Source organism: Peribacillus sp. FSL H8-0477, assembly GCF_038002765.1.
In the GTDB taxonomy this organism is placed as follows: domain Bacteria; phylum Bacillota; class Bacilli; order Bacillales; family DSM-1321; genus Peribacillus.
Genome location: NZ_JBBODE010000001.1, coordinates 2,226,917 through 2,252,686 on the forward strand (window position 1 = coordinate 2,226,917; position 25,770 = coordinate 2,252,686).

Sequence of the window (25,770 nt, forward strand, 5' to 3'; positions counted from 1 at the left end):
AGGGTAAAAAATCAGCCTGAGATTTTTTTTATAAATACTACCTTTAAGTAGTTTCCTTCACGGTATTCAGGAATTGTTTTAAAATCCTGCGGCAATGTATAGGTTTCAAGAATTTGATAAGTTCCGCCCGTTTCCTTAAAGGCTGTCGCAATAAAACCTTTGAACTTCTTCATATCAAACCCGCTGCTATTCGTAGAAGCGACAATTACGCCGTTATCTTCAGTAATCGCAATGGTTTCCTTAATTAGATCTTTGTAATCCTTTGCGGCGCTAAAGATAAACTTCTTCGACTTCGCAAAGCTTGGCGGATCAAGGATGACCACGTCAAATTTAAGATTTTTCTTAACGGCATATTTAAAGTATTTAAACACATCCATCACAACGATACTATGTGCTTCATGATCAATTCCATTTATACTTAGCTGCTCAATTGTTTTCGGAAGACTGCGGTTGGCTAGATCGACACTCGTCGTCTTAGCCGCACCACCAAGTGCTGCAAACACTGAAAAGGCTCCTGTATAAGAAAACGTATTTAGGACTTGTTTATCTGCTGCATAGCGCTCACGAATCGTTTTTCGTACCTCACGCTGATCCAGGAAGACTCCCACCATAGCACCGTCATTCAAATAGATAGCAAATTGAACGCCATTTTCTTTAACCATTAACGGAAACTCCGGTTCTTCTCCACACACAAAATCGTTGTCATCCAGATACTGACCTTTCGTATCGAAGCGTTTCTTCTCATAAATGGATTTAACTTCAGCCACTTGCTGCAGCGCTTCAATAATATAGTTCTTAAATGCATAAATACCTTCACTATACCAATTGATTACATAATGTCCGGCAAAGTAATCGATGGTAAAGCCGCCAATTCCATCTCCTTCTCCGTTAAATAAACGGAAAGCTGTGGTTTCTTCATCCTCAAAAAAAGGTTGACGATAGGCACAAGCTGACGCCATTTTTTTTGTGAAAAATGCTTGGTCAATTTCTTCTTTTTCATTATGTGATAATACCCAGCCATACCCCTTATTCTGTTTACCGAAATAGCCGCGGGCGATGAATGCACCTTTATCATCAACAAGACGAACGATAGTGCTTTCTTCCTGTAAATCATCTACGTTAACGATTGCCTCTTTCACAATCAGTGGATAGCCATCATGATATTTTTTTGTTAATTTACCTTTTATTTTTACATCGATTTCTTTTTTCATTCTACTCATCCTTCTCGCCAGGTTCTATATAGTCATTAACCTAGCTATTCCTATCATCTCATTTTCCAATACGTTTCGCAAAGTTCGTCGTTAATAAATCCTGTTTCTGTTATCAAAATTATCAGAACCATATTATAATTGATTTAATACGCACATAAAGGTGGAGATATAATGATTAGAACCGGCATTATTGGATTAGGCGCAATTGGACAACGGATTATTCATGCATTTAACAACCATCCAAAAATCAAGATTACAGCTGTTTGTGATCACCTTGAAGCGCTCGCTGACAAAACGGCAGCAACTTACAATGTACAGGCATTCACCAATCACGAAGAAATGCTTGAACAGATGCAGTTTGATTTAGTTTACGTTGCCGTTCCACCAAAATATCATCATCAAGTTGCTTCAGCTGTTATTGAGAAGAACATACATATTCTCTGTGAAAAGCCACTTGCGAATTCCTTAGAAGAAGCAGTCAGCCTGCATCAATCTGCTCAATCTGCTTCCATCGTCCACGCGATGAATTTCCCGTTACATTACCAAGCTGAAAGCAGAATGTTTTCGCAGCTGCTACGAACAAATTACATTGGAGAGCTGCGTCGTGTCGAGCTGAAGATGCATTTTCCAAACTGGCCGAGATTATGGCAGCAAAATGCTTGGGTAGGCAGTCGTGAACAGGGCGGATTTACACTCGAAGTGGGCATACATTTCATTCAACAAATACAACAGATTTTCGGTCCGGTGAACGTAATCAATAAATCTATTCAATATCCTAAGGACCCAGAAGCAAGTGAAGATGCCCTGCTAGCTGTATTAAATGTCGATAATGGCATACCAATCTTACTGGATGGAATAGCACATACAGCTGGAAGTGAACAAATTGCTTTTACTGCGTATGGAACAAAAGGTACCCTTTCCCTCCTCGATTGGTCGAAGATAGAAGGAGGAAAAATTGGTGATCAGATTAAGCCTATTGAAGCAGATCAACGTCTTTCCCTTTCACTTGTAGATGAACTCGTAAAAGCAATTGAAGGTGAGAACGCAGAACTCGTTACCTTTTCTGCTGGTCTTGAGGCCCAAAGAGTACTCGAGCAATTACGGAGCTAGTCTATACAGAAGAAACACTCATCTTGAACTAACTAGCTTCTCTAGCAGAGATGATAAGAAGTTAGACCGATAAAGTGGTCTCGTGGACTGATACAACCATGAATTAAGCTGATAAATGTTTGCTAGACCGATATCATAGCTGCTTGACCGATATTCATTGCTGGTAGACCGATAAAATGGTCCCGTAGACTGATATCGCTTTGTCCCTAGCGGAAAGACGGCATTCATCTTCATATTTTCCAAATAAAACGCCCTGATAGACAGGGCGTTTCTTCTACATTATTGGACTTTCATATGTAAATCACCTGTTTTTGTCCAGCCAATTGTTTTTAAAGCCTGATGCAAGACCAGCGTAATAATAATCGGCAGGACCATACCGATAGCGACATAAATCAAAAAGACGTTCAATCCCTGGTTTGTCAGGATGCTGATTGGCGCAATAAGAGAACTTAATCCCATGCCGCCCAATTCATATGGAACCTGAAGGTCAAAAACCAGCGTGGCAATCGGTGCACAGACTATTGCTGCTACGAAAGGCGGAATAACTAAGCGTGGATTCTTAATTAAGTTGGGGAATTGAACCTTAGGTGTGACGATTGCTTGAGCCAAAAATCCACCTAAGTCATTCTCCTTACGCGACATAGCTGTAAACCCGACGAACTGAACCGTACAGCCAATTAAAGCAGCTGCACTTGAGACCGGATCCAGCTGCAGGGCAATGGCGAGCGCTGCTGAGGACGCTGGAGTCATTAACAGGATGCTCCAAATAAGTGCGATTACCATTGACCCGACTAGCGGGTAACCTTGAACTGCCACAGTAATTTGGGCACTAATTGAATTTAATAGCGGCGTTGTAACCGCAGCTAAGCCCGCTCCTGCCACACCTCCAACTAAGATTGCAGCCATCGGAACAGCCATCATATCTAATTTTGTTTTCCCTACCAAACGTTTTCCTATGTAGGTGGCAATAACAGCGGCTGCAGCGGCACTAATCGGCTGCCCAGTGACAATCGACATCGTCCCTTCGTTCATACTAATGGCCGCTCCGCCAACTGATGCACAAACCATGGAGCTAAAAATAACTAATGAATTCCCGCCTAATTGATAGGCAATTCCTACTCCTATTGCTGGTGCAAGTAATACTTTTGCTGCGCCTCCAATAAGTAGGAACGTTTCCCACCCAAAGTATTTTCCAAATGATTCAAATAACAGGCCGATTCCTAAAGTGACAAGAACCGCATTCGCAATTCCTCCAGAGGCCTTATACATCCGATCGATAACATATTCACTTTTCTTCATGTTTTCACTCCTAGATGCTGATATTTTAAGATAGATACTGAATCGGATAACTATATGATGCTTGATGCGAAATAACATTATACTAGCACAAATATTCTGAAAACAATAGATGTTTTTATATCACTAAAATAAAAAAGCTATTTATAAGATAATAAATAGCTAGAAGGTAGTATTCAATTAAAGAATATATTATCGCTGAATAAGATGTGATTTAATTTGTAAAGCCATTTAATTTCACAAAAAAGTTCCTTAAAAATTGGTAAAAGATTCGTTCTGTCGGCATTAACTCTCGTTCTTTTGGAATGATTACTCCCACATTTCGAGAGACTTCCGGTCCTGTTAAAGGCACTCTTACGGTTGATCGGGGGAGACTATCAATTAAAGTGATCTCAGGAATAAGCGTTACTCCAAGGCCCGCAGATACCAATCCCTTTATAGCATCAATATCTTGTCCTTCAAATGAAGTTAAAGGCGTAAATCCTGCTTTCTGACAAGCATCTACAACCATATCTCTCATAATAAATCCTTCTGGAAATAGAATGAAAGAATCTTCTTTTAAGTCACTAAGTGCTATTGCTGAACGATTTGCAAGGGGATGATCTGTTGAAAGCAGCGCAACAATATTGTCTAAGAATAAAACTTCCCCTTTTATTTTCTTTAACCCACGAGGTACAGGGGCAACTAGAGCAATATCGACTCCCCCTTTTATAACTTCCTCAATTAATTCGTGATATGATCCTTGCAAAAGTTTGAATTTAACATCTGGATATTGCTTACGAAAAGCAGAGATGACAGTTGGAAGCATATAGGAGGCTAGGCTGCTTGGATAGCCTACCCGAATAGTCCCTTTTTCAGGATCAAGACTTTCCTGTACTTCACGTACCCCTTGGTCAATCACATTAATAGCTTGCTCCATAAATGCAAGAAATGTGCTGCCAATAGGAGTCAGTCTGATACTGCGTCCTTCACGAAAGAACAATGGAACGCCCAGTTCAGCTTCCAGGTTGAAGATTTGCCGGCTTACTGCGGATTGTGCAACATGAAGAGATGTCGATGCTTCTGTCATATGTTCTCGCTTTGCAACTTCGATAAAGTACTTAATCTGTCTTAGCTCCAATAACGTTTACCTTCTTCCATCTTAATAAAGCATGATTACTATCTAATATTCAGATTGTTTAGATAGATTTTAAATTATAAACTAGATAAATAGCAAGTATATGGACCGTTCAATAACCATATAGAGATTTTTAAATTTGTTTATAAAGGAGCCAGTTTAATGACAACCGTCGTAAAGATTGCACCAGATGACTTAAAGACAGCTAGTACATACGTAAGCAATGTATATGATACGGTAGTAAAACGAAATCCAAATGAAACTGAATTTCTTCAAGCCGTAAAGGAAATCTTCGACTCCTTGGTTCCAGTGTTTGCCAAGAATCCGCATTATATGAAAAATGGTATCCTTGAACGAATTTCGGAGCCTGAACGTCTCATTACATTCCGAGTTCCATGGGTTGATGATCAAGGTACTGTTCACGTAAACCGCGGCTTCCGCGTGCAGTTCAGCAGTGCTATTGGACCGTATAAAGGCGGCTTGCGTTTTCACCCTTCCGTAAACGCAAGTATCATTAAATTTCTCGGGTTCGAACAAATCTTTAAAAACTCGTTGACAGGTCAGCCAATTGGCGGCGGTAAGGGCGGTTCTGATTTTGATCCGAAAGGGAAATCAGATGCAGAAGTTATGAGGTTTACACAAAGCTTCATGACAGAGCTTAGCCGATATATTGGACCAGATGTGGATATTCCCGCTGGCGATATCGGTGTAGGCGCTCGAGAAATTGGTTACTTATTCGGACAATACAAACGACTGCGCGGAGGTTATGAAGCAGGTGTACTCACAGGCAAAGGGCTTGGATACGGCGGAAGCCTTGCTCGTACAGAGGCAACCGGTTACGGTACGGTTTACTTCGTAGAAGAAATGCTTAAAGATAAAGGATTAAGCTTTAAAGGCAGCACAGTTGTGGTATCCGGGTCCGGTAATGTATCTATATATGCAATGGAAAAAGCAGCTCAGTATGGTGCAACAGTGGTAGCTTGTAGTGATTCTAACGGCTATATTTATGATCCAAACGGGATTGACCTTAAGACCGTTAAACAGTTGAAAGAAGTGGAAAGAAAAAGAATTTCTGACTACATTATTGATCACCCTGAAGCCGAATACTATGAGGACTGTAAAACGATTTGGACGGTACCATGTGATATTGCCCTTCCATGTGCTACACAGAATGAAATTGACAAGGATTCAGCTGAAATGCTTGTTTCAAACGGTGTCATTGCAGTAGGTGAAGGGGCTAATATGCCTTCTACACTTGAAGCCATTTCCGTTTATGAAGCCAACCAAATTCTATTTGCCCCAGCCAAAGCGGCTAACGCGGGCGGTGTAGCTGTATCCGCACTTGAAATGGCACAAAACAGCGCTAGAATTTCTTGGTCATTTGAAGAAGTGGATGAAAAATTACATCAAATTATGATTAACATTTATCGTGAAAGTGTAAATGCGGCTGATGAATATGGCTGTTCGGGCAACCTCTTAGCAGGTGCTAACATTGCAGGCTTCATTAAAGTAGCCGATGCTATGATCGTACAAGGTATTATCTGAATTTCACCTAATAAAACTCAACGAAATCGTTGAGTTTTTTTGTTGCGATCAGTTCCCTCAAACCTTTATTTATGATTCTTTTGAGGAAATGGAGATAATGATGATAAACTAAACATATAAGAGAACGTATAAGGAGGTTACACGTATGAAAGTGATTCTATTTGGCGCAACAGGAAAGACAGGCGAGCTCGTCGTACAGCAAGCACTAGAAGCTGGGCTTGAGATTACGGCTTTTGTTCGAAACCCACAAAAGATGAAAACATCACATCCTTTGCTTCATGTTATAGAAGGCGATGCCTTAGACAGAAATGCTGTAAGAAACGCAATGGAAGGACAAGATGCAGTCATCTCCTGCCTTGGTTCGAATACTGGTTTAAGGAAGTCAACTGTACTTGGAGAAATGGGTACGAATATTGTACATGCTATGAAAGAAAAAAACGTATCGCGTATTGTCTATCTTGCTTCAGCTGGTATTGACAAAGAAATCCCAGGTGTTTCAGGAAAACTAGTAATGAAGCTGCTAGGTAAGGTTCTTGCTGATCACCGTACGGCCGTCGATGCGATTAAAGCTAACCAGCTTGACTGGACGATAGCCCGCCCTATGAGTCTAAATGATGGTCCTTTAATTGGTTCATACCGAGAGGATTTCAAGGGTGTTCCAAAGAATGGCCGAGCAATCAGCCGGGCAGATGTTGCGCATTTCCTTCTTCGCAGTCTTGAGGATCAGAAATACAGTAAGCAATCTGTAGCTATTTGCTATTAATTCCTGAAAAAGAGGCTGTCTCAAATGTCCTTTTTCAAGTAAAGTAACGCAAATTTGAAGAGGCAGAAATGTTGTTAAAACAACATTTCTGCCTCTCTCTTTTTATTCAATTTCGGCTTAATTACCCCTTTTTGGGACAGCCCCCTCTTAGTTTAGCATCTATATTCTGCTTAATTGCTTCAGTGTATTATGAAGCTCTCCTCTGATATCCTCAACTACGTAACCCTGTTCACACTTCTATATCATATATTCCTGATTATATGAGACTTAACTCTACTGGTTATTAGACAAAAAATGCCCAATATGAAAGAAGTCAAAATCTAATCTTTTGGGGTGTTTTAGTATATTTTTAAATAAAGTGACGGTAAAAATTCCTATTTTATATTATATTTATCCGACTACAAACTTAACTCCGCCCTGATTACTTCTATATAACTCCTTCATTTTCATTGTCTTCATCTTTTAATCTCTTTTAGTAGTTTAGCAGCATCCGCGGCATTCTTCTCCTTCTTTTCATCTATTTATTAGCCGCTTAGTGATAATAGACAGTAAATAACATTACAAAACCGTTTGGAGTTACTTTCCAAGCAGTTTATCTGTTAGATATATATCTATAGTTATCATTCGTATATGGATATTCTTCTTAACTTAAGATGTTAATGGTTCAAAACGCTGAAGATTTTTGAATAAAACCTCTGCAATCCTTCAATGGTCTATATAAGGTGTACAAACATGATACGTAAGTTGTATTTGCCAAATAATCACCTGACTTTCGTTCAATTTATTGTCGAAATTTAAGATAAAATGTCGAATTTCCTCTTTTTAACATGGATAAATGATGTAATTTAGGATATAATTTCAGGAATTAAGTATATTTTATCCAAATGTTAGTAAATGTAATTATTTTCATCTTGTGTAGACAGAGGAGATTTTAGAGAATGACACGTAATGTACTAATCAAAGAAGTGGCTAAGTACCTTCCACCGACAGTCGTGAATAACGACTACTATATCAAGCATTTCGATCAAAGAAACATCAAATCGAGAGGGTTGTATGAAGCAGTCGGTCGGGATAAACGACATATCGTAAAAAATAACGAAGAAAATACGTACACAATGGGTCTAGAAGCCGCAAAAACCCTATTGGCACAGTCAGATATCTCCATTGAAGACATTGACATGCTGGTATTTGTGAGTGATTCACCAGAGTTCTTAGCTCCTACTACGGCGTTAACACTTAGAGAAAATTTGGGGGCAATCAACGCACATATGGTGTTTGACATGAACCAAAACTGTACAGGGATGGTCGCAGGACTGGATGTTGTGGCCCAATACCTGAAAACGAAGAAATATCTCAACAAGGCACTCGTGGTCAGTTCGTTTTACGGCAGTTTAATGGCTGAAAAAGACAGTGATCCTGTGTCACATGGCTGCTTATCAGACGGAGCGTCTGCGGTTTTACTAGAGGTTGAGGAAACAGACATTGAGAGAGGAATCATTGATTCTAGTTACCTAACAAATTCTGAGACTTGTAACTTAATGGTGTTCCCAGCAGCAGGCCTATCTAAGCTGCATGAGCCATCCGTACCGATGAAAGACAAAAAGATGTATTACGGGTATGAAGAAGCGGATTTCTTAGGTCACGATACGATTACAGGGTTAACCAAGCTATTGAAGCAAAATGACTTATCACCTGACCATATCAATCATTACCTGGTCTCTCAATTTGAAAGTGCCATTATTGACGAAGTGGCTGAAGCGTTTAATCAACCGAAAGAGAAATTTGTTACCACTATGGCAGATTTGGGTTATGTGGGTAATTCTAGTCCAATCTTTGCTTTTGAAAAGCTAGTTCAAAACGGTGTTACTGATGGAGACTTAGCGGTGGTTTCCTCTGTTGGTGCAGGCTATATCGTTTCATCTATTTTATATAAATTTTAATTCATACTCTTTTAATTTGATAACAACCTATAAAAACATCTGGAGGAACTAATCATGTATAAATTTGACATCAACGTATCTAAGAAATTACTAGAAGTAACAGTAGAAGGCTTCTTCACACCAGAAGAAGCAGGTGCCTACCTAAATGAGTTCCAACAAACCATTAAAAAAATAACCCCATCAGGGTATTCATTATTTGTTAATGGTAGTGGACAAAAAGTAGTCACAGCAAACCTGTTTGACGAGCTGCAACAAGCGGTTGATTTCTACTTATCTGGTGGATTTAAAAAGGTAATTGTGGCTTTACCTAACTCTGCAACGGCAGGAATGCAGATCAAACGTCTAAATGGCTTTGATAAAATTGAAATTGTGAAAACACCAGCAGAAGCGCACGCGTTGGTGTAAATAAATCAGGAAAATAAAAAACACGCCCAAATTCGAGGCCGTTAAAGAGGAAGTTTCGTCTTGAGCAGACAGTTCATGACCCTCTTCATCTGGAATGGTCTCTGAATCAAATGCACAGATTTACGCTCGACGAAAAATCGAGGTAGAGAGTGTTCTTGGTCATATCAAGGGCAATAGGTCGTTCCGTCGCTTTTCGCTTCGGGGCTTAGCAAAAGTCCAAACGGAGTTTGGCATCGTAGCCATGGCACATAATTTACTAAAGATAGCTGAAATTCGTCAGCTATCTTTAGTAAATTATTATAAAAATAGAAAAACAGGTGAAGATAAACGAATTGTTTTTCTTCACCTGTTTTATTTTAGGGACTTATTAGACAACCCCTTTTATCCTCCATAAGTGTTTACCTTTTTAGTTTGTTTGTAACTTCAATGGCACGGAGATATTTTCTTCAACTTTATCCCCTTTCAGAATCTTCACAGCTGCATTCACAGCTTCTTCACCAATTAAGGCTGGCTGCTGTGCGATCGTACCATCTAATTTACCTTCCTTCACTGCATCTAAGGCATCCTTCGTCCCATCAAATCCAAGTACAAGGATATCCTTTCCTGCTGCTTGAATCGCTTCAATAGCGCCAAGAGCCATTTCATCGTTATGAGCAAAGACAGCTTCAATATCTTTGTTACCCTGAAGAATATTCTCCATAACCGTTAATCCTTTTGTTCTGTCGAATTCAGCTGTTTGACTTGATACCACATTCAACTGCTTGTCAGCAATGTTATGGAAGCCTTTCCCGCGTTCACGAGTAGCCGATGCACCTGATACACCTTCTAGTTCAATTACGTTTGCTTTTTCACCCAGCTGTTCAACGATATACGTTCCAGCCATTTCTCCTCCACTTACGTTATCGGAAGCAATAAAGGTAGCAACCTCTCCATCCTCTGCTGAACGGTCAATCGTAATGACAGGTATTCCCGCTTCATTAGCAGAGAGAACACTTGAGGAAATGGCCGCTGAATCTGTAGGGTTAATCACGAGTACATCAACCCCTTTTAAAATTAAATCTTCAATGCCGCTTATTTGTTTTGATGTATCATCTTGTGCGTCAACGACTACAGTTTCCATCCCTTTTTTCTTTGCTTCCTTTACAATTCCGTCTTTTACAGATACGAAAAATGGATTGTTTAAGGTAGAGATACTCACGCCGATTTTAACGTCTTGTAATGATTCCTTTTTTGGTTGTTCTTTAATTAATCCTGATTCCATCGAACAAGCTGAAAGTACCATTAAAGAAAGTACAATGAAAAAGACTCCTATTTTCTTCATAATTACACCTCTCTATTATGCTGATTTTTTACGGTCTAATAATACTGCCACAATAATAACGATCCCTTTCACCACTTGCTGATAGAATGAAGAAACCCCTAGCAAATTCAACCCATTGTTCAGGGTTCCAATAATCAAGACCCCAATTAATGTCCCAAACATTCTCCCTTTACCACCAGAAAGACTAGTACCTCCAAGAACGACAGCCGCTATAGCATCCATTTCATACGATTGACCAGCTGTTGGCTGCGCTGAATTGAGGCGGGAAGTTAGAATAGCTCCTGCTAAAGCAGCCGCTGTTCCTGCTAATCCATAAATCATGATCTTAACTCGATCGACTTTAATCCCAGATATTCTAGATGCCTTTTCGTTTCCGCCAATTGCATATGTCTTTCTGCCAAACGCTGTTTTATGAAGCAAGAACCATAGAATGAAGAAGGCAAGAATCATTGTCACTGCAGGTACCGGAATACCTAAGAAATAGCCTCTGCCAAGCAGTTGAAATCCTAAAGAATCACCAAGGCCCGTAATCGGTTTACCTTCTGTATACACAAGCGTCAGCCCGCGGAAGATGGTCATGGAAGCTAATGTCGCGATGAAAGGAGCCATCTTTCCTTTTGTAATTAACAGTCCATTAATAACACCCATTATTGTCCCTAAAAGAACTCCGACTATAATGGCTAATATCGGGTCCATTCCTGAAACCATCATTCCAGCCATCAAAGCGCTGGATAATGCGAGTATTGATCCAACAGATAAATCGATTCCGCCCGTCAGAATAATGAACGTCATACCAAATGCAATCAGTGCATTAATGGATATTTGCCGTAATAAGTTCATAATATTTAATGGAGTTAGAAACGATGGATTCAACACAGTAATAATTGCAAATAATAAAAGTAGAGCGAACAATGGACCAAACTTCTGCCATACCGATGTGTTATTTTTCATTAGTTTTACCTGACTATTCATCCTAGTTACCTCCTGTTGCTAAAGCCATTATTTTTTCTTGTGTCGCTTCCTGCTTCATCAATTCTCCTGTTATCTTTCCTTCGTGAACGACCAGCACCCGATCACTCATTCCGATGATTTCAGGAAGTTCAGAAGAGACCATTATAATGGCCATTCCTCGATTGGTAAGTTCATTCATCAATTCATAGATTTCCCGCTTAGCCCCTACATCGATTCCACGAGTAGGCTCGTCCATAATTAAAATTTTCGGAGATGTACCTATCCATTTTGCAATTACAATTTTTTGTTGATTACCGCCTGATAACTGGCCTACGATGGTTTCCGTCGATACAGTTTTCACATTCAGTCTTTTGACCATCATTTCGACGAATTTTTTTTCATCATTTACCTTAACTAACCCTTTTGGAGCAAAACTCTCCAAATTGGCCAGCCCAATATTATCACGAATGGAGAAATCAAGAATTAATCCTTCTTCTTTCCGATTTTCTGTTATAAAGGCAAAACCAGCTGAAACAGCTTCGGCAGGATTATTAATTGAAACTTTCTTCCCATCAACTTTGACCTCACCGCTGTCCACAGCATCCATTCCAAATAAAGCACGCATAATTTCTGTTCGGCCGGCACCCATTAAACCTGAAACACCAAGAATTTCTCCACTACGCACCGTAAAATGAATATCTTCGAACAATCCTCCGCTAGTCAGCCCAACCACTTCTAACACATTTTCCCCTAAATTCGCCTCTCGCTGAGGGAAACGATCTTCTAAGTCCCTGCCAACCATTTTCTTAACTACTTGATCAAAGTTCGTATCTTTAATTGCTTTCGTATCGACCGTTATCCCATCACGCATCACTGTAATTCGATCACAGATGGCAAAAATCTCTTCCATTCTATGAGAAATATAAACTAAGGAAACACCTTTACTTGTGAGGTCCTTCATCACTTTAAACAACTTTTCAATTTCCCGATCCGTTAATGCTGCCGTGGGCTCGTCCATAATAATAACTTCTGCATCCGTCATCAGCGCCTTGGCGATTTCAATCATTTGCTGCTCTCCAACCGAGCAGAGACCCGCTTCTTTATCAAAAGGGAGGGAAATATCAAGTTTTGAAAATACCTCATCTGCACGCGCTTTCATTTCTTTCGTTTTTAAAACCCCATATCGGTTTACCAGTTCTCTGCCAAGGAAAAGGTTTTCAAGCACAGTCATTTCAGGCCAGATGTTTAATTCCTGACGAATGAATGCAAGTCCGCATTGCTCCGCATCAAGTGAATCTTTGAACAGCGTTTCCTGGCCGTTTATGACGATACTACCCTGATCTTGTTTATGAAGACCCGTTAAAATATTCATTAACGTTGATTTTCCTGCCCCATTCTCACCCATAAGCGCGTGAATTTCATTAGGTTCAAGGTTAAAATCAACACCTTTTAATACCTCATTTGGACCAAATGCTTTATAAATATTATGCATTTCAATTTTCATGTTGTTCACCCCTGTTCCTTAAAAGAATACTCCGGATTGCAAAATACAATTTGAGTAAGGTGTTATTTCCCCGGTTCTAATGATGGCCTTCGCCTGTTTTGTTAGTTCCTTAAACGCTTCGTGAGACACATATTCAACCTTTTCTTCAGTTAGTTGTTCGATAAATTCATGCTGAGTTTTATTATTTCCTACAATTTCTTCGGCTGCGATTACCTTTTCAACGACCATGTCATCTAAGATAGCGCTTACAACCATCTGGAAAGAAGGTGTTCCCGCGGTTACTGCTAAATCGATCTTTGGTACGCCTTCCGGAACAGGCAGTCCAGCATCGCCAATTACAATATAATCTGTATGACCAAGGTCACTCAGGACCTTGGCAATTGAACTATTTAACATTCCGTATCGTTTCATGTTAAACTCCCTTCGACCTCAGCTCTTGTAGGCATACCGCCTTGTGCGCCAAACTTTGTCACAGAAATCGCTGCTGCCTTGTTCGCAAACTTTAGACTTTCTTCATAACTCTTTCCTTCAGCCACAGCAACTGCAAAAGCTCCATTAAAGGTATCTCCTGCTCCGGTTGTGTCTACTGCTTTCACTGAGAAACTAGGAATCACTTTTTCAATCATTCCATCAAAATAACGAACCCCTTTTTCACCCTCAGTGATGAAGAGCTTATTTGGGTATTTCTTTAATACGTCAGTTCGATTAATCCCAGCAAATAAAACGGAACATTCATGTTCGTTTGGTGTCAGATAAGTCGTACTTTCAATGACTTCTTCACTTAGTAATCTAGCTGGTGCAGGATTTAATAATAATTTTATCCCCAGCTCTTTACATAAGCGTGCCGTATATTCTACCGTTTCCACAGGAATTTCTTGCTGAATCATCACGATATCCGCTTCTTTAATGACTGCACTTGCCTTTTGGACATAATCAGGAGTAATCCAATCATTGGCGCCTTTTACCACAATGATACTATTATCCCCTTCTGCAAGCGTGATATGGGCAGTACCTGAAGCGATATCTGGAACGGGTTCCACACAGCTTGTATTAACTCCATTTATGTTTAAATTCTTTAGTATAATTGATCCATAAACATCATCACCGACTCTGCCAATCATGGTCACTTCTGCACCAAGTCGTGCAGCTGCTACTGCTTGATTTGCCCCTTTTCCTCCTGGTACGGTGCTAAAGGTTTCACCAAGCACGGTTTCGCCAGCTGCTGGTCTTTTTTCGGATGTGACAACTAAATCCATTGATGAGCTGCCTATTACTGCTATCTTCACCATGTTTACATCCCCTTTCTTGTTGTTTGTCTATCGATAAAAGTTACGTCCAATTTTATATGTTGTTCCATAAGGTGTTCACTATTTATCATTTTAATTAATGTTTCTGCTGCAACTTCTCCCATTTCATAAGCTGGCTGTCTAATTGTAGATAGCGCGGGATACAGCAGGGCACACATAGGAATATCATCATAGCCAATAATCTGAAGATCTTCAGGGATTCGTCTTCCTAACCTCAGTCCTTCTTGAAGAATGGCTGAAGCCACAATATCATTACACGCTATCACTCCATCTGTCTCCGGATATTTCTCAAACAATTCCTTTGCACAGCTCTTTGCACCCTGGAAGGATAACATTGAATCAAGCACCTGAACGTTTACACCTTCTGTGTTTTGAAGCAGCTCTAAAGCAGATTGATAACGTTCCCGAACTGGCTTAATCGTAATTGGCCCTCTTACAAGGGTAATCTCTTTACTGCCTCTCTCCGTTAATACAGCTGCAGCAAGTTCCCCTCCGGCATGTTGGTCAGCATAGACGGCTGGAAGATCCTCCGTAGTCCGGTCTAACAGGACAACTGGCATATTTAGATCCTGGTAATTCCGATCATTATACTCACTTGTCGAAGCAATGATACCAATGATGTTATTTTGAGAGAATGTGTTAATATATTCTCGTTCTTTTTCCTGTTTACCATCGCTATTCCCAATGATTAAACGGTAACCTCTCCGCTGAAGATAATCTTCAACTCCTCGAGATAATTCAGGAAAAAAAGGATTGGTGATGTCAGGAAGGATTAGACCAATTAATTTAGACTTGCGCTTATAAAGAGAGCGGGCGACTTCGTTCGGCTTATACTGAAGCTTACTAACCGCAAGTTCTACCGCCTTCTTGGTATCTATATGCGCATATCCACTTCCATTAATGACTCTTGATACAGTAGCAACGGAAACTCCTGCTTCTTTTGCTACATCCCTGATTGTGACCAATTTCCTCAACTCTCTCCCTTTATGTAACCGTTTCCACAAATACACTTTATCATGCATTTTCCGTTTTTACAACCAATAATTATTACCTTGCAAGAATTCTTAAGGTTATCTTAAGAATCCTTCCTTATTATGAAGTCATTCCAACACGACAGGAGGTCAGAAATAATGAACGGCTTAAAAGGAAGACGCGAGTTAAAGCATGGTATTACCAAGGCTGACTGTTATCTGCTAAGAAATAATCTTCAGCATTTTATGACACTTGATTCCCATGGTAATAATGGAAAATATTTAATTCGCAGTGTCTACTTCGACAATTTTGATAACAAAATCATGAATCAGAAAACGGAAGGCTATTATCACCGTGATAAATTCAGGGCCAGGTTGTATGACAATAATACCGACTTTATTAATTTGGAGAAAAAAAGTAAGCGGGACAATTTGACATACAAACAAAAGTGTAAAATCACAGCTGCTGAATATGAACAAATGCGCATAGGCGAACTTGATTGGATGGCAGAGGATTCGCGGGACTTAATTCGCGAATTATATATCAATATGAATCTATATCAACTTAAGCCAACGACGGTAGTAGATTATGAACGGGAAGTATTTATCTATCCGCATGGTAATGTCCGTGTCACGTTTGACAGCAATGTTCGGACAAGCTATCTTAACACGGATTTCCTTAACCCAGATTTAGTCATGGTTGAAGCGCTTGATCCAAACGATATTATTCTCGAAGTGAAGTTCGATGAATTTCTTCCAGATATTATTAAGTCACTGCTTCAAGTAGTAAATACACGCAAAACAGCTTACTCTAAATACCTTTTAAGCAGAAGGTACGGGTAAGTAAAATCTACTTAACGGAGGTTAACCATTGGATACGCAAACTAACACTACAAACTTTACTGATATTTTCAAATCAAGCTTTTTGGATAACACCGCATCGTTCTCGATTGTTGATTCAATGATTGGATTAGTGGTTGCTTTCGCACTCGGTATGTTTATCTATGTGATTTATAAAAAAACGTTCGCCGGTGTCATGTATTCCCACAATTTCAATATTTCATTAATTATCATGTCTATGATTACTGCCCTTGTCATCATGGGGATTTCTACTAATATTGTCATTTCTCTTGGTATGGTTGGTGCTCTTTCTATTGTTCGTTTTAGAACACCCATTAAAGACCCAATGGATCTTGTTTATCTCTTTTGGGCAATTGGCTCTGGTATCCTTTGCGGTGCCGGCCTCATCCCGCTTGCTATCATCGGTGCAATCTTAATAGGAATCGTGATGTTGTTCTTCAGCAACCGATTAACGATTGAAAATCCGTATCTTTTAATTGTAAAGTACACTGATTCTTCTATTGAATCTAGGTTGGACGAGGTCCTTTCCAAACAGTCCAAAAAGCATACGATTAAATCGAAATCGATAATGCCTGATAATAATTTAGAAGTAACTTATGAGATTCGACTCAAGGAAAATGATACGGAATTCATCAACCTTATCAAAGAAATTAATAGTGTAAGATCTGCTGTTATGTTGAGTTACGACGGCAACTTCACAGCATAATTTCCTAGAAAGCGCGGGCATGGTTTGATTCACCTGCCCGCCTATTTTATAACAGAAAGGAGTTCTAACATGATAAAGAACCGATACGTCATCGGGGCCATCACACTCCTGCTGGCAGTCTCTATTGCTGTTCTTTTCATTGTGCCGACTTTTCATGTCCAACAGCCCGCAAGCATGGCTAAGGCATACAAATCGTCCGTCTTTGATCAGACCAAGGTCACGAAGGTCGATATTGAATTAAGTGATAAAAACTTGGCATCCATACTAGAAAGCCCCACAGATGAGGAAATTGTCGACGCTGATGTTACTATTAACGGCCAAACAGTCAGCCATGTTGGCTTTCGCACAAAAGGAATGTTGTCTTTAAGCTCCGTAGCCGCCATGGAGGATTCTGACCGATACAGCTGGAAGATTGATTTTGACTATTACCGCAGTGAACAAACACTGGATGGCTTACAAAAACTCGCCTTAAATAATAATTTCAGTGATGCTTCCATGATGCGGGAATACCTTTCCTACGATTTAATGGAAGAAATGGGCGTACCTGCTCCATCTCACTCGTATATGTATGTCACCATTAACGGAGAAGAACAGGGACTTTACTTAGGGGTGGAGACTCTTGATGAAAGCTTTCTCTCACAGAATTTCACTACTGGGGACGGCGACTTATACAAACCGGATGGAACAGGAAGCGATCTTAAATGGATCAGTGACGATATTGCTGATTATACTGGTTTAAATCTGAAAACAAATACGAAATCATCTAATCAATCCTCGATGATCAACATGCTGGATGTCATTAATAATGGCGGGAAATTGGAAGAGGTAGTCGATGTTGATGAGATGCTCCGTTATTTTGCCGCCAATACCGCTTTAGTCAATCTTGATCACTATCAAGGCGATAAAAAGCATAATTATTATCTCTACGAAGAGGATGGTCTCTTTTCCATGCTTCCATGGGATTACAATATGGCATTTGGCGGTTATGGCGCTATGGGCGGTAAGGATAGACCCCAAGTCAAAGATACACAAACAAAAGGCACCACAGAAGAGGGAGAAGCTGAAAAGGCCCAAATGCCGGGCGGTGGAAAAGGCGGCATGATGGGTATGGGTTCGTCAAGCTTCATAAACGATAGTGCTATAAATTTTAGCATTACCACCCCTGTTTCAGGAGCTACCCTTGAAGAACGTCCTCTGCTGAATGCCCTGCTAGAAGATGATGAAAATAGAGAGACATTCAACAAATATCTAAAAGAAATAGCGACTGGATTCTTCTCTGAGGAAATCATCACAGAAAAAGTTAATGAAATTACCTCGATGATTACACCATACGTGGAGAAAGATCCTACTAAGTTTTATACTATGGAGGACTATCTTAAAGCGACAACTGGTGATGAGAGTATCATAGAATTCTCCACACAGCGTGCTGAATCCATTTTGGCGCAATTATCCGGAGAATTAGTCGTTGAAGCTGAAACAAGTTCTGATAGGGGCGGAGGACAGGAACAAGGACAAATGAATCCGCCTGACGATAGTACCGGGGAAGCCCAGAAAAAAGGACAGCAGCCGCCTGCTGGTCAGGGTGGAGCAGGTCCTGGCGCTGGTGGACCACCTGATATGGGCGGCGGCATGCAGCCTCCAAGTATGGACGGTGGACCCAATGCTCAAGCAGGAGCGGCTGGAAGCAGCTACTCTAAAGAAACATTAATCATGATTGGTATATCGCTTGTTCTGCTAATTGGAGCGATTGTCTTTGCTCACTTCTTTAAACGAAGACGGTCATCGTGAAGCAATATCCCTCTAATTCCAGGCTGCCGAGAAATCTTCGGCAGCTTTTTTTTTCACAACTTTTTCACCGGCTTGCTCTAGATCCCTTCTGCACAATAATTGGCTTGAAATGCACAGAAACCAGCTCCATTTGCACAGTAATTCGTCTGTTTTGCACACCTTTTTCTCCATTTTGCACAATACACAGGTTAAGATGAACAGCTTTTTTTATTTCTCTCCTAATACAAAAAACCGGAAGAGAAATACTTCTCCCGGTTTTCCTATTTAGCTTAAATCAAGCATCACAACTGCCTTAAATAAATCGCCATCCACATCAATATCAAGGATTCCGCCATGAAGGTCAATAATAGATTTAGCAATGGCAAGTCCTAATCCTGATCCTTCTGTATGGCGAGAGGTATCCCCTCGTTTGAAGCGTTCAAACATTTCATCCGTATTATCTCCAAGCTCATACTTGGTAACATTTTTAAACGTAATGACAACTCGATCTCGTTCAGCTGTAACAGATATATAGACTCTGGTATTCTCCAGCGAGTAGTTTAAGATATTTCCTATGAGATTATCAAAAACACGCCATAGCTTTTGACCGTCAACGAATGCAACACATTTATCAGGCATCGATACGCGAAACTGTAGGGACGACTGCTTGATGGCTTCATCCCGTTCAGCCAGGGATTGCTGCAGCAGCTGAACAATATCTGCACGATCCTTAACGAGCTCGATACTGCCGCTGGCCATTTTTGATGCTTCAAACAAATCATCAATTAAAACCTTTAGGCGTTTTGATTTTCGATCAATAATTTGAAGATAGTCCGTACGTTCCTCTTCACTGAGAGTCGGATTTTTTAGTAATTCTGTATAAGTAATAATTGACGTTAACGGTGTGCGCAAATCATGGCTAACATTCGTAATCAGTTCAGTCTTTAATCTCTCGCTTTTGGCCTGTTCCTGTTGTGAGGTTTTTACACCTGTTTTTAAACTATTTATATTTCGAGCAAGTTTTGAAAGGGTAGAGTTTCCCTTAGCTGGGAGATCAGATGCATAATGGCCATTTACTAACTCATCTGTATAGCGGACAATTCGATTGAACTTCCCAATTTGTGTCAAAAGATAGATAATAGCTGGTACAGTTACAAACAAAAACAAGGGGATGAAGACTATGATAGCTTCATTTTCCATAAAGACAACTGAAATCCCGATTCCTGTAGCAAACGCAATACTAAGCAAAATGACCATCTGAACACCGGTTCTTCTGACAAGAAATACATCTTTTGCTTTGTAGATTAATGATTCTTTCCATTCTTCTTCGATATTTTTGTTTTTAAGCGTATTGATGAACCAACTTCCCTGAATGAGTGTCAATACAAGAAATAGGACGGTCCAAAACGTTTGGTGTATGATCTCTCTTACAAAATAGAACCATGATGAATAGGATATTTGATACATACTATCTGTAATATAATCGCCTAATATAAGTATCGTAAGGAGCAAAACGCCCGCCCGTACATCAATGGGAATCTTAGAATAAAAAGCAGGAGTGGACCTATTTATCTCAATACTTTTCCATACACCTGATTTACGAATCATAAACGCACCAAGCAGCAAGGCTAACACGCTGGCAATTAGATAACTATACGCCAGTTTTTGAGTGGTTTTGTACGTTATATATTCCTTCATAATTGGACTTGATTTAGGAGCATCTTTTGAAATACCCACCTGCCCCTCTAATTCCCGATCTGCAAACGGTTCTATCAACTCCGCTGTATCCACCTTTGTACCCTCTGAATCATAATCACTATATTGAGGGAAATAAGAGCGTTCTTCTTGGTCTATGATTGGAATAGAACGGAGATAGAGCATATCTTTTTTATTCATATATTGAGATATATCATCTTCACTATCCAAATTTAAATTTGTATACACATCCCCTGTATTCAAGTCTTCTAGATAATAGGTATACGCTTTATCAGATTCCAGGAATTCCTTACGATTCTTGGTCATTTCTTGGAAATAAGCATCTACTGCTTTTTCTTTCTCTTTACTAATCTTTTCTTCAACTACTTTATCATTTTGAAAATTGGTCATGATGTCTTTTATTTTCTTGTCGCGTTCCGCTTTGTACATCTCTATAAGTTCTTTATTCTTTGCTGCCTCTGCTTCCGTAATTTGACCCTCATACTGAGTCTTAATGGAATCTATTTGTTCAGGTAAATCACCATATCTGAAGCGGTATTCTTCAATTTCCTCTTCTGTCACAGTAATCTTTTCTTTCGTATTTTCAGACGTAATCCCCAATTCAAATAGATTTAGCTGTTCCAAGTACTCGCTATTCTGAGCCTTGAACTGCTCCGTTTCAAAAAAATTTCGACCTATATATTCATTCCCTCTGCTCAGTCCTGACATAACTCCTGTGATCCCCAACGTAACGAACAATAAGGCTAAAACAACATGCAGTTTACTTTTCCATTTTGTATCCAATTCCCCATACCACCTTTAAATACCTTGGATTTTTCGGATCGATTTCGATTTTTTCACGGATCTTACGGATATGTACGGCTACGGTATTTTCGGCGTTATAGCCGGGTTCCTTCCACACACGTTCATAAATTTCAGATATAGAGAATACTCTTCCGGGATTCGACATTAGTAACTCAGTCATTTTATATTCAATAGGCGTTAATTTCACTGGCTCTCCGATCACCTTAACTTCCTTCGTTTCTCGATTAAGAGTCAGTCCATTTAAATCAATAACTTTTGCTGTGCCTTCATATGTACCAAGAGAAACATATCTTCTAAGCTGCGATTTTACTCTAGCCATTAGTTCTAAAGGGTTAAATGGCTTTGTCACATAATCATCTGCACCGACCTGAAGGCCCAAAATTTTGTCTGTATCTTCACTTTTTGCACTAAGAAGAATAATCGGTATATTTTTTTGTTCACGTATTTTAAAAGTTGCAGCAATCCCGTCCATTCGGGGCATCATAATATCCAGCAAGATTAAATGAATCGTATGCTCTTGGAGCTTTTCTAGAGCTTCTATCCCGTCTTGTGCTTGGATAACCTTAATCCCTTCATAAGATAAATAAATCTCGATTGCATCTCGGATTTCTTTTTCATCATCGACGACTAATATACAAAAGTTATCCATTTCCCGACCTCCTTTTCTCCAATATAGCAGAATGTTCCTGCTCATATTTACATTGTAAGTAGTAAATCTTAACTTTTACTCAGTATATTTCTTAAGAATTTCTTAAGTTTCTATCTAAAAAGAATTAAAGGATATCCAGCCTAGATACCGAATGTATGAACTAAGCTCTTTCAAAAAAGAGACTATGTTCATACACCTTTTATTTTGTTCATGTACGTACCGTTTATTACCTTTTAAAACTGCCTTCTTCCCAAAAAGCAGCTTACGTTTACCCTTTCTTATGACCGGGTACATATATAAATCATACAATACCTGTAAATAAAATTAATAATTGGGAATAGAGCGGAGTGGATAGGGGCATGGAACGAAATCATACAATTATGCAATTTTTCGAATGGCACGTACCGGCTGATGGTCTTCATTGGAAACGTTTAAAAGAAGCAGCTCCTGAACTAAGGAAAATCGGTATTGATTCCATTTGGGTCCCTCCAGTAACAAAGGGTCAGTCAGGCGATGATAATGGATATGGCATTTATGATGGCTATGACCTCGGAGAATTTGATCAAAAAGGCAGCGTTCGTACAAAGTACGGGACGAAACAAGAACTATTCGATGCTATTGAAGCTTGTCACGAGCATAAGCTCTCTGTCTATATCGATTTGGTCATGAATCATAAGGCTGGAGCCGATGAGACGGAAAACTTTGAGGTCGTAGAAGTTAATCCAATGAACCGAAATGAAGAAATTTCTGAACCCTTTGAGATTGAAGGATGGACGAAATTTGATTTTCCTGGACGAGGCGGAAAATACTCTTCCTTTACGTGGAATTCAACTCACTTTAACGGCACGGATTATGATCAAAAAACAGGTAAAACGGGTATTTTCAAAATTGGCGGAAACAGTACGTGGAATGAACATGTAGATGACGAGTTTGGTAATTACGACTACCTCATGTTTGCGAACATTGATTATAATAATCCCGTGGTCATTGATGAAATGATTGCCTGGGCAAAATGGCTGGTTGAAACGACAAATTGTGATGGCTTTCGCCTTGATGCAATTAAGCATATTAATACTAAATTTATCAGTCAATTTTCCCATGAAATATTAGATCATATTACAGAAAAAAACTTTTATCTGATCGGGGAGTTTTGGCATTCAGATCTTCAAGCCTGCCGTAATTATCTAAATAAAACAAATTATAAGATTGATTTATTTGATGTTGCGCTTCATTATAAATTTTGCAAAGCCGGTAAAGAAGGCGGCGCATTTGATTTATCAACCATTTTTAACGATACCCTTGTACAAAGTCATCCTACCAATGCAGTTACCTTCGTAGATAATCATGATTCTCAACCTCATGAATCGCTGGAATCTTGGGTCGAAGACTGGTTTAAACCAAGTGCCTACGCTTTAATCTTATTACGCCGTGACAGTTATCCATGTATCTTCTATGGAGATTATTATGGAATTGGCGGACCAGTACCTGTCGATGGAAAAAAAGATGACATTGAGCGTCTAATGTTTGCACGCTACCATAAAGCATATGGGGATCAGGAAGATTATTTTGATCACCCAAATACAATTGGCTGGGTTAGAATGGGCACTCCCGAAATTCCTCATTCAGGTTGTGCAACTGTGATTGCAAATGGAGAACCTGGAATTAAGCGGATGTTCGTAGGAGAAAAAAGAGCTGGAGAAGTCTGGACGGATCTCACTACTAAGATGGACGAACGAATTACGATTGAAGAAGATGGCTGGGCTACCTTTCCTGTTAATGGAGGAAGTGTCTCTGTTTGGGCCAACCCAAAGATTGAAGAAGATGAATAAGTTAACAGAAAAAAAGCTGCCAAAAGGCAGCTTTTTTTCTTATATTCCACAACATTTTTTATATTTTTTCCCGCTGTTGCATGGGCAGGGATCGTTTCTTCCTACTTTTATCTTTTCCGATTCTTCAACTGGGATTTGCAGACTTTCATCTTGCAGTTGAAGTGCATTTTTCTTCCAATTATTCAATTGAGGATGCTCCTTGCTCATTAACGTGTAATAGCCATAAGCAAGCACGTCAATATCAACTAGCAAATCACTGCCTCCATCCATCAAATAGTCATCCATTTCAGGATATTGTTTATCTGAAAGTTGAATACATATTCCTTCTATAGCTAATCCTTTATCATCATAATCTTCCATTGTTGAAAGAAGCTTTACCAGCTCTGCCTCTGCTTCTGGGATCTTACTATTCCCAAGAATACTCGTCCCAAAAACAAGACAGTCTGGATCTTCTAGATAAGGTACAACGGCTTGAATGACCTCTTTACTTTGGAATTTAATCAATGTATCAGACACTGCCTCAACTAATAAATCCTCGTCACGAAGCAGTAAATTAGCAAGCAAAGGAATATACTTTGTCTGGTTCATCAATCCGATAACATGGAAAATCAGAATGCCTGCAAAAGAAAAATAGTCTTCATTTAGATCTTGGTTTAACACAGCCGCAATTTCAAGGTCATCCATCCAGCCTTTTTCGACCAGGACCTCTACCGTCATTTTAGCTTGATTGTATACTTCTTGAGAAAAGCGCTCTTCGGTTTCTAATCGCGCCAACAATTCCCCATACTGCTCCCAAACGGCCTCCTCTCCGCCATCTTCTAACGTTTTATAGAACGACCATTTATTCTCATCAAAAAATGGTGCTAATTCTTGACGGTACTTCATTGCCTCTTTCGGACGAACCGAGTCCAATAAGTTCACGTATAGTGAAAGGTTTCTCGGATGAGCACTCTTTGCCCCTTTAATTAATAACTTTACTGCCTCATCATTCAGCCTATGCTTATAAATTCTCGTTAAGATATTGACTTCCTTTTCCCTCGAACTAAGTGCTTCTTTTATCAGACGGACCGTCCATTCTTCAGGTACAAAAGGATAATCCTGCAAAGCCTCTACTAAAAATGTTTGTAAGATCGTATCTTCTGTTTCCAAATACGGTTCCAATTTATCTAAAAAATTCAATGCGTCATCTCCTCCTACTTTTCATCTATTATTCACATACTAGCAAAGAAAGGCTCTTTACGCGAAATAGAAATCATATCCGTTCAACTTTTATAAAAAAAGTAGTATGATTTATAGGAGAAGGGATTGGCTTTCAATTGAAAAAAACGTATCTATTACTATGGTTTTTTGGATCTTTAACACTAAATGCACTAGGAAATAGTTTTATGATTGTCGCTCATCTCGGCTCTGCTCCTTGGGCAGCAGCTAGTCAAAATCTTGCAGCAGTAATCCCTCTTTCTATAGGACTATGTACGATTGTTCTACAGTTATTTTCACTATTGCTGACAACGTTGATGGGCAGCCGGTTTTCTATCCGGCTTATAATAAAAAGTTTGCTCCTTGCTGTTTTCTTTGGCCTTTTAATTGATGTGTTTGTTAACATCCATCATTACTTATATACGCCCGACCAAATCTGGATTCGGGGTCTTTATACGCTTATTGGGATGAATGGAGTGGCTGCTGCAATCTCGATTTACATTCAAATCAGCCGAGTTCTTTTGCCCTTCGATTATCTTCTTCAAGCCTTTGCTCGTTTGGCAAAAAGCTTCTCTCTCGGTACAATTATTTGTTTGAGCATTCCACTTACCATCTGCATCATTTTCTCTATTGTCTTCCATCAATTTATTGGTCTTGGAATCGGCACCTTAGTTTTCATACTTGCAAATGGGTTTCTTATTGATCAATACAATAAGAAGATACGGTTAACTCGGACGGAACTGTCCTAACTAAAAAAAGGGATGAGACCATCCCTTTTTTAGTTTTCTTCCTCTAGAATA

At 39.6% G+C, this 25,770-nt stretch carries 23 protein-coding genes; 11 read left to right on the forward strand and 12 right to left on the reverse strand.

Annotated features, from left to right (window positions below):
* Positions 1–11: 11 nt before the first annotated feature.
* Positions 12–1,211 carry a class I SAM-dependent rRNA methyltransferase gene (locus MHI18_RS11165; protein ID WP_340847416.1) on the reverse strand — a complete coding sequence of 400 codons (1,200 nt, stop codon included), beginning with the start codon at positions 1,209–1,211 and terminating at the stop codon, positions 12–14.
* Positions 1,212–1,382: 171 nt separating this feature from the next.
* On the opposite strand from MHI18_RS11165, the gene MHI18_RS11170 reads away from it, so the two are divergent.
* Positions 1,383–2,321 carry a Gfo/Idh/MocA family protein gene (locus MHI18_RS11170; RefSeq protein WP_340847417.1) on the forward strand — a complete coding sequence of 313 codons (939 nt, stop codon included), beginning with the start codon at positions 1,383–1,385 and terminating at the stop codon, positions 2,319–2,321.
* A 279-nt stretch (positions 2,322–2,600) separates the two neighbouring features.
* Here MHI18_RS11170 and MHI18_RS11175 read toward each other — a convergent pair whose 3' ends face one another.
* Complete coding sequence (locus MHI18_RS11175; protein WP_340847418.1) at positions 2,601–3,620, reverse strand: PTS transporter subunit IIC; 1,020 nt, start codon at positions 3,618–3,620, stop codon at positions 2,601–2,603.
* A gap of 211 nt (positions 3,621–3,831) precedes the next feature.
* A complete protein-coding gene (locus MHI18_RS11180; RefSeq protein WP_340847419.1) occupies positions 3,832–4,737 on the reverse strand; it encodes a LysR family transcriptional regulator in 906 nt (301 codons plus the stop codon).
* Between the two features lie 159 nt (positions 4,738–4,896).
* On the opposite strand from MHI18_RS11180, the gene gdhA reads away from it, so the two are divergent.
* From gdhA to MHI18_RS11205, 5 genes are all read left to right on the forward strand, one after another.
* The gene (gene gdhA / locus MHI18_RS11185; RefSeq protein WP_340847420.1) at positions 4,897–6,279 is read left to right on the forward strand and encodes an NADP-specific glutamate dehydrogenase; all 1,383 of its coding nucleotides are present in this window, start codon (positions 4,897–4,899) and stop codon (positions 6,277–6,279) included.
* 145 nt (positions 6,280–6,424) lie between these two features.
* Positions 6,425–7,042 carry an NAD(P)-dependent oxidoreductase gene (locus MHI18_RS11190; RefSeq protein ID WP_340847421.1) on the forward strand — a complete coding sequence of 206 codons (618 nt, stop codon included), beginning with the start codon at positions 6,425–6,427 and terminating at the stop codon, positions 7,040–7,042.
* 938 nt (positions 7,043–7,980) lie between these two features.
* Complete coding sequence (locus MHI18_RS11195) at positions 7,981–8,982, forward strand: 3-oxoacyl-[acyl-carrier-protein] synthase III C-terminal domain-containing protein (protein WP_340847422.1); 1,002 nt, start codon at positions 7,981–7,983, stop codon at positions 8,980–8,982.
* A gap of 54 nt (positions 8,983–9,036) precedes the next feature.
* Positions 9,037–9,387, forward strand: a complete 351-nt coding sequence (locus MHI18_RS11200) for a hypothetical protein (protein ID WP_340847423.1) — start codon at positions 9,037–9,039, stop codon at positions 9,385–9,387.
* Positions 9,388–9,481: 94 nt separating this feature from the next.
* Positions 9,482–9,781, forward strand: coding sequence for a transposase (locus tag MHI18_RS11205; RefSeq protein ID WP_340847424.1), 300 nt, complete (start codon positions 9,482–9,484; stop codon positions 9,779–9,781).
* A gap of 12 nt (positions 9,782–9,793) precedes the next feature.
* Here the strand turns inward: MHI18_RS11205 and rbsB are convergent, their stop codons facing one another.
* Genes rbsB through MHI18_RS11235 form a run of 6 tightly spaced genes read right to left on the reverse strand, consistent with a single transcriptional unit; the run spans position 9,794 to position 15,444 of the window.
* The gene (gene rbsB / locus MHI18_RS11210; protein WP_340847425.1) at positions 9,794–10,708 is read right to left on the reverse strand and encodes a ribose ABC transporter substrate-binding protein RbsB; all 915 of its coding nucleotides are present in this window, start codon (positions 10,706–10,708) and stop codon (positions 9,794–9,796) included.
* A gap of 15 nt (positions 10,709–10,723) precedes the next feature.
* On the reverse strand, positions 10,724–11,680 hold the full coding sequence (locus tag MHI18_RS11215) for an ABC transporter permease (RefSeq protein ID WP_445669967.1): 957 nt from the start codon (positions 11,678–11,680) through the stop codon (positions 10,724–10,726).
* A gap of 1 nt (position 11,681) precedes the next feature.
* Entirely contained in the window at positions 11,682–13,163 is a 1,482-nt protein-coding gene (locus MHI18_RS11220) for a sugar ABC transporter ATP-binding protein (RefSeq protein WP_340847426.1), read from the reverse strand.
* Positions 13,164–13,181: 18 nt separating this feature from the next.
* Positions 13,182–13,574 (reverse strand): D-ribose pyranase, encoded by a 393-nt coding sequence (rbsD, locus tag MHI18_RS11225; RefSeq protein ID WP_340847427.1) that lies wholly within the window; start codon positions 13,572–13,574, stop codon positions 13,182–13,184.
* The gene (rbsK, locus tag MHI18_RS11230) at positions 13,571–14,452 is read right to left on the reverse strand and encodes a ribokinase (RefSeq protein ID WP_340847428.1); all 882 of its coding nucleotides are present in this window, start codon (positions 14,450–14,452) and stop codon (positions 13,571–13,573) included. Before rbsK ends, rbsD begins: the two co-directional genes overlap by 4 nt.
* Positions 14,453–14,454: 2 nt before the next feature.
* On the reverse strand, positions 14,455–15,444 hold the full coding sequence (locus MHI18_RS11235) for a LacI family DNA-binding transcriptional regulator (RefSeq protein ID WP_340847429.1): 990 nt from the start codon (positions 15,442–15,444) through the stop codon (positions 14,455–14,457).
* A gap of 156 nt (positions 15,445–15,600) precedes the next feature.
* Between MHI18_RS11235 and MHI18_RS11240 the strand changes: the two genes are divergently transcribed.
* From MHI18_RS11240 to MHI18_RS11250, 3 genes are all read left to right on the forward strand, one after another.
* Entirely contained in the window at positions 15,601–16,284 is a 684-nt protein-coding gene (locus tag MHI18_RS11240; RefSeq protein WP_340847430.1) for a polyphosphate polymerase domain-containing protein, read from the forward strand.
* A gap of 28 nt (positions 16,285–16,312) precedes the next feature.
* Positions 16,313–17,008, forward strand: a complete 696-nt coding sequence (locus tag MHI18_RS11245; RefSeq protein WP_340847431.1) for a DUF4956 domain-containing protein — start codon at positions 16,313–16,315, stop codon at positions 17,006–17,008.
* Positions 17,009–17,077: 69 nt separating this feature from the next.
* Positions 17,078–18,796, forward strand: coding sequence for a CotH kinase family protein (locus MHI18_RS11250; RefSeq protein WP_340847432.1), 1,719 nt, complete (start codon positions 17,078–17,080; stop codon positions 18,794–18,796).
* Positions 18,797–19,060: 264 nt separating this feature from the next.
* On the opposite strand, the gene MHI18_RS11255 is transcribed toward MHI18_RS11250, so the two are convergent.
* Positions 19,061–21,274, reverse strand: a complete 2,214-nt coding sequence (locus MHI18_RS11255) for a sensor histidine kinase (protein WP_340847433.1) — start codon at positions 21,272–21,274, stop codon at positions 19,061–19,063.
* Positions 21,252–21,944 carry a response regulator transcription factor gene (locus MHI18_RS11260; RefSeq protein ID WP_340847434.1) on the reverse strand — a complete coding sequence of 231 codons (693 nt, stop codon included), beginning with the start codon at positions 21,942–21,944 and terminating at the stop codon, positions 21,252–21,254. Before MHI18_RS11260 ends, MHI18_RS11255 begins: the two co-directional genes overlap by 23 nt.
* A 359-nt stretch (positions 21,945–22,303) precedes the next feature.
* Between MHI18_RS11260 and MHI18_RS11265 the strand changes: the two genes are divergently transcribed.
* Complete coding sequence (locus MHI18_RS11265; protein WP_340847435.1) at positions 22,304–23,773, forward strand: alpha-amylase; 1,470 nt, start codon at positions 22,304–22,306, stop codon at positions 23,771–23,773.
* Between the two features lie 39 nt (positions 23,774–23,812).
* On the opposite strand, the gene MHI18_RS11270 is transcribed toward MHI18_RS11265, so the two are convergent.
* Entirely contained in the window at positions 23,813–24,952 is a 1,140-nt protein-coding gene (locus MHI18_RS11270) for an SEC-C metal-binding domain-containing protein (RefSeq protein WP_340847436.1), read from the reverse strand.
* 137 nt (positions 24,953–25,089) lie between these two features.
* On the opposite strand from MHI18_RS11270, the gene MHI18_RS11275 reads away from it, so the two are divergent.
* Positions 25,090–25,719, forward strand: a complete 630-nt coding sequence (locus MHI18_RS11275) for a hypothetical protein (protein WP_340847437.1) — start codon at positions 25,090–25,092, stop codon at positions 25,717–25,719.
* Positions 25,720–25,770 lie beyond the last annotated feature (51 nt).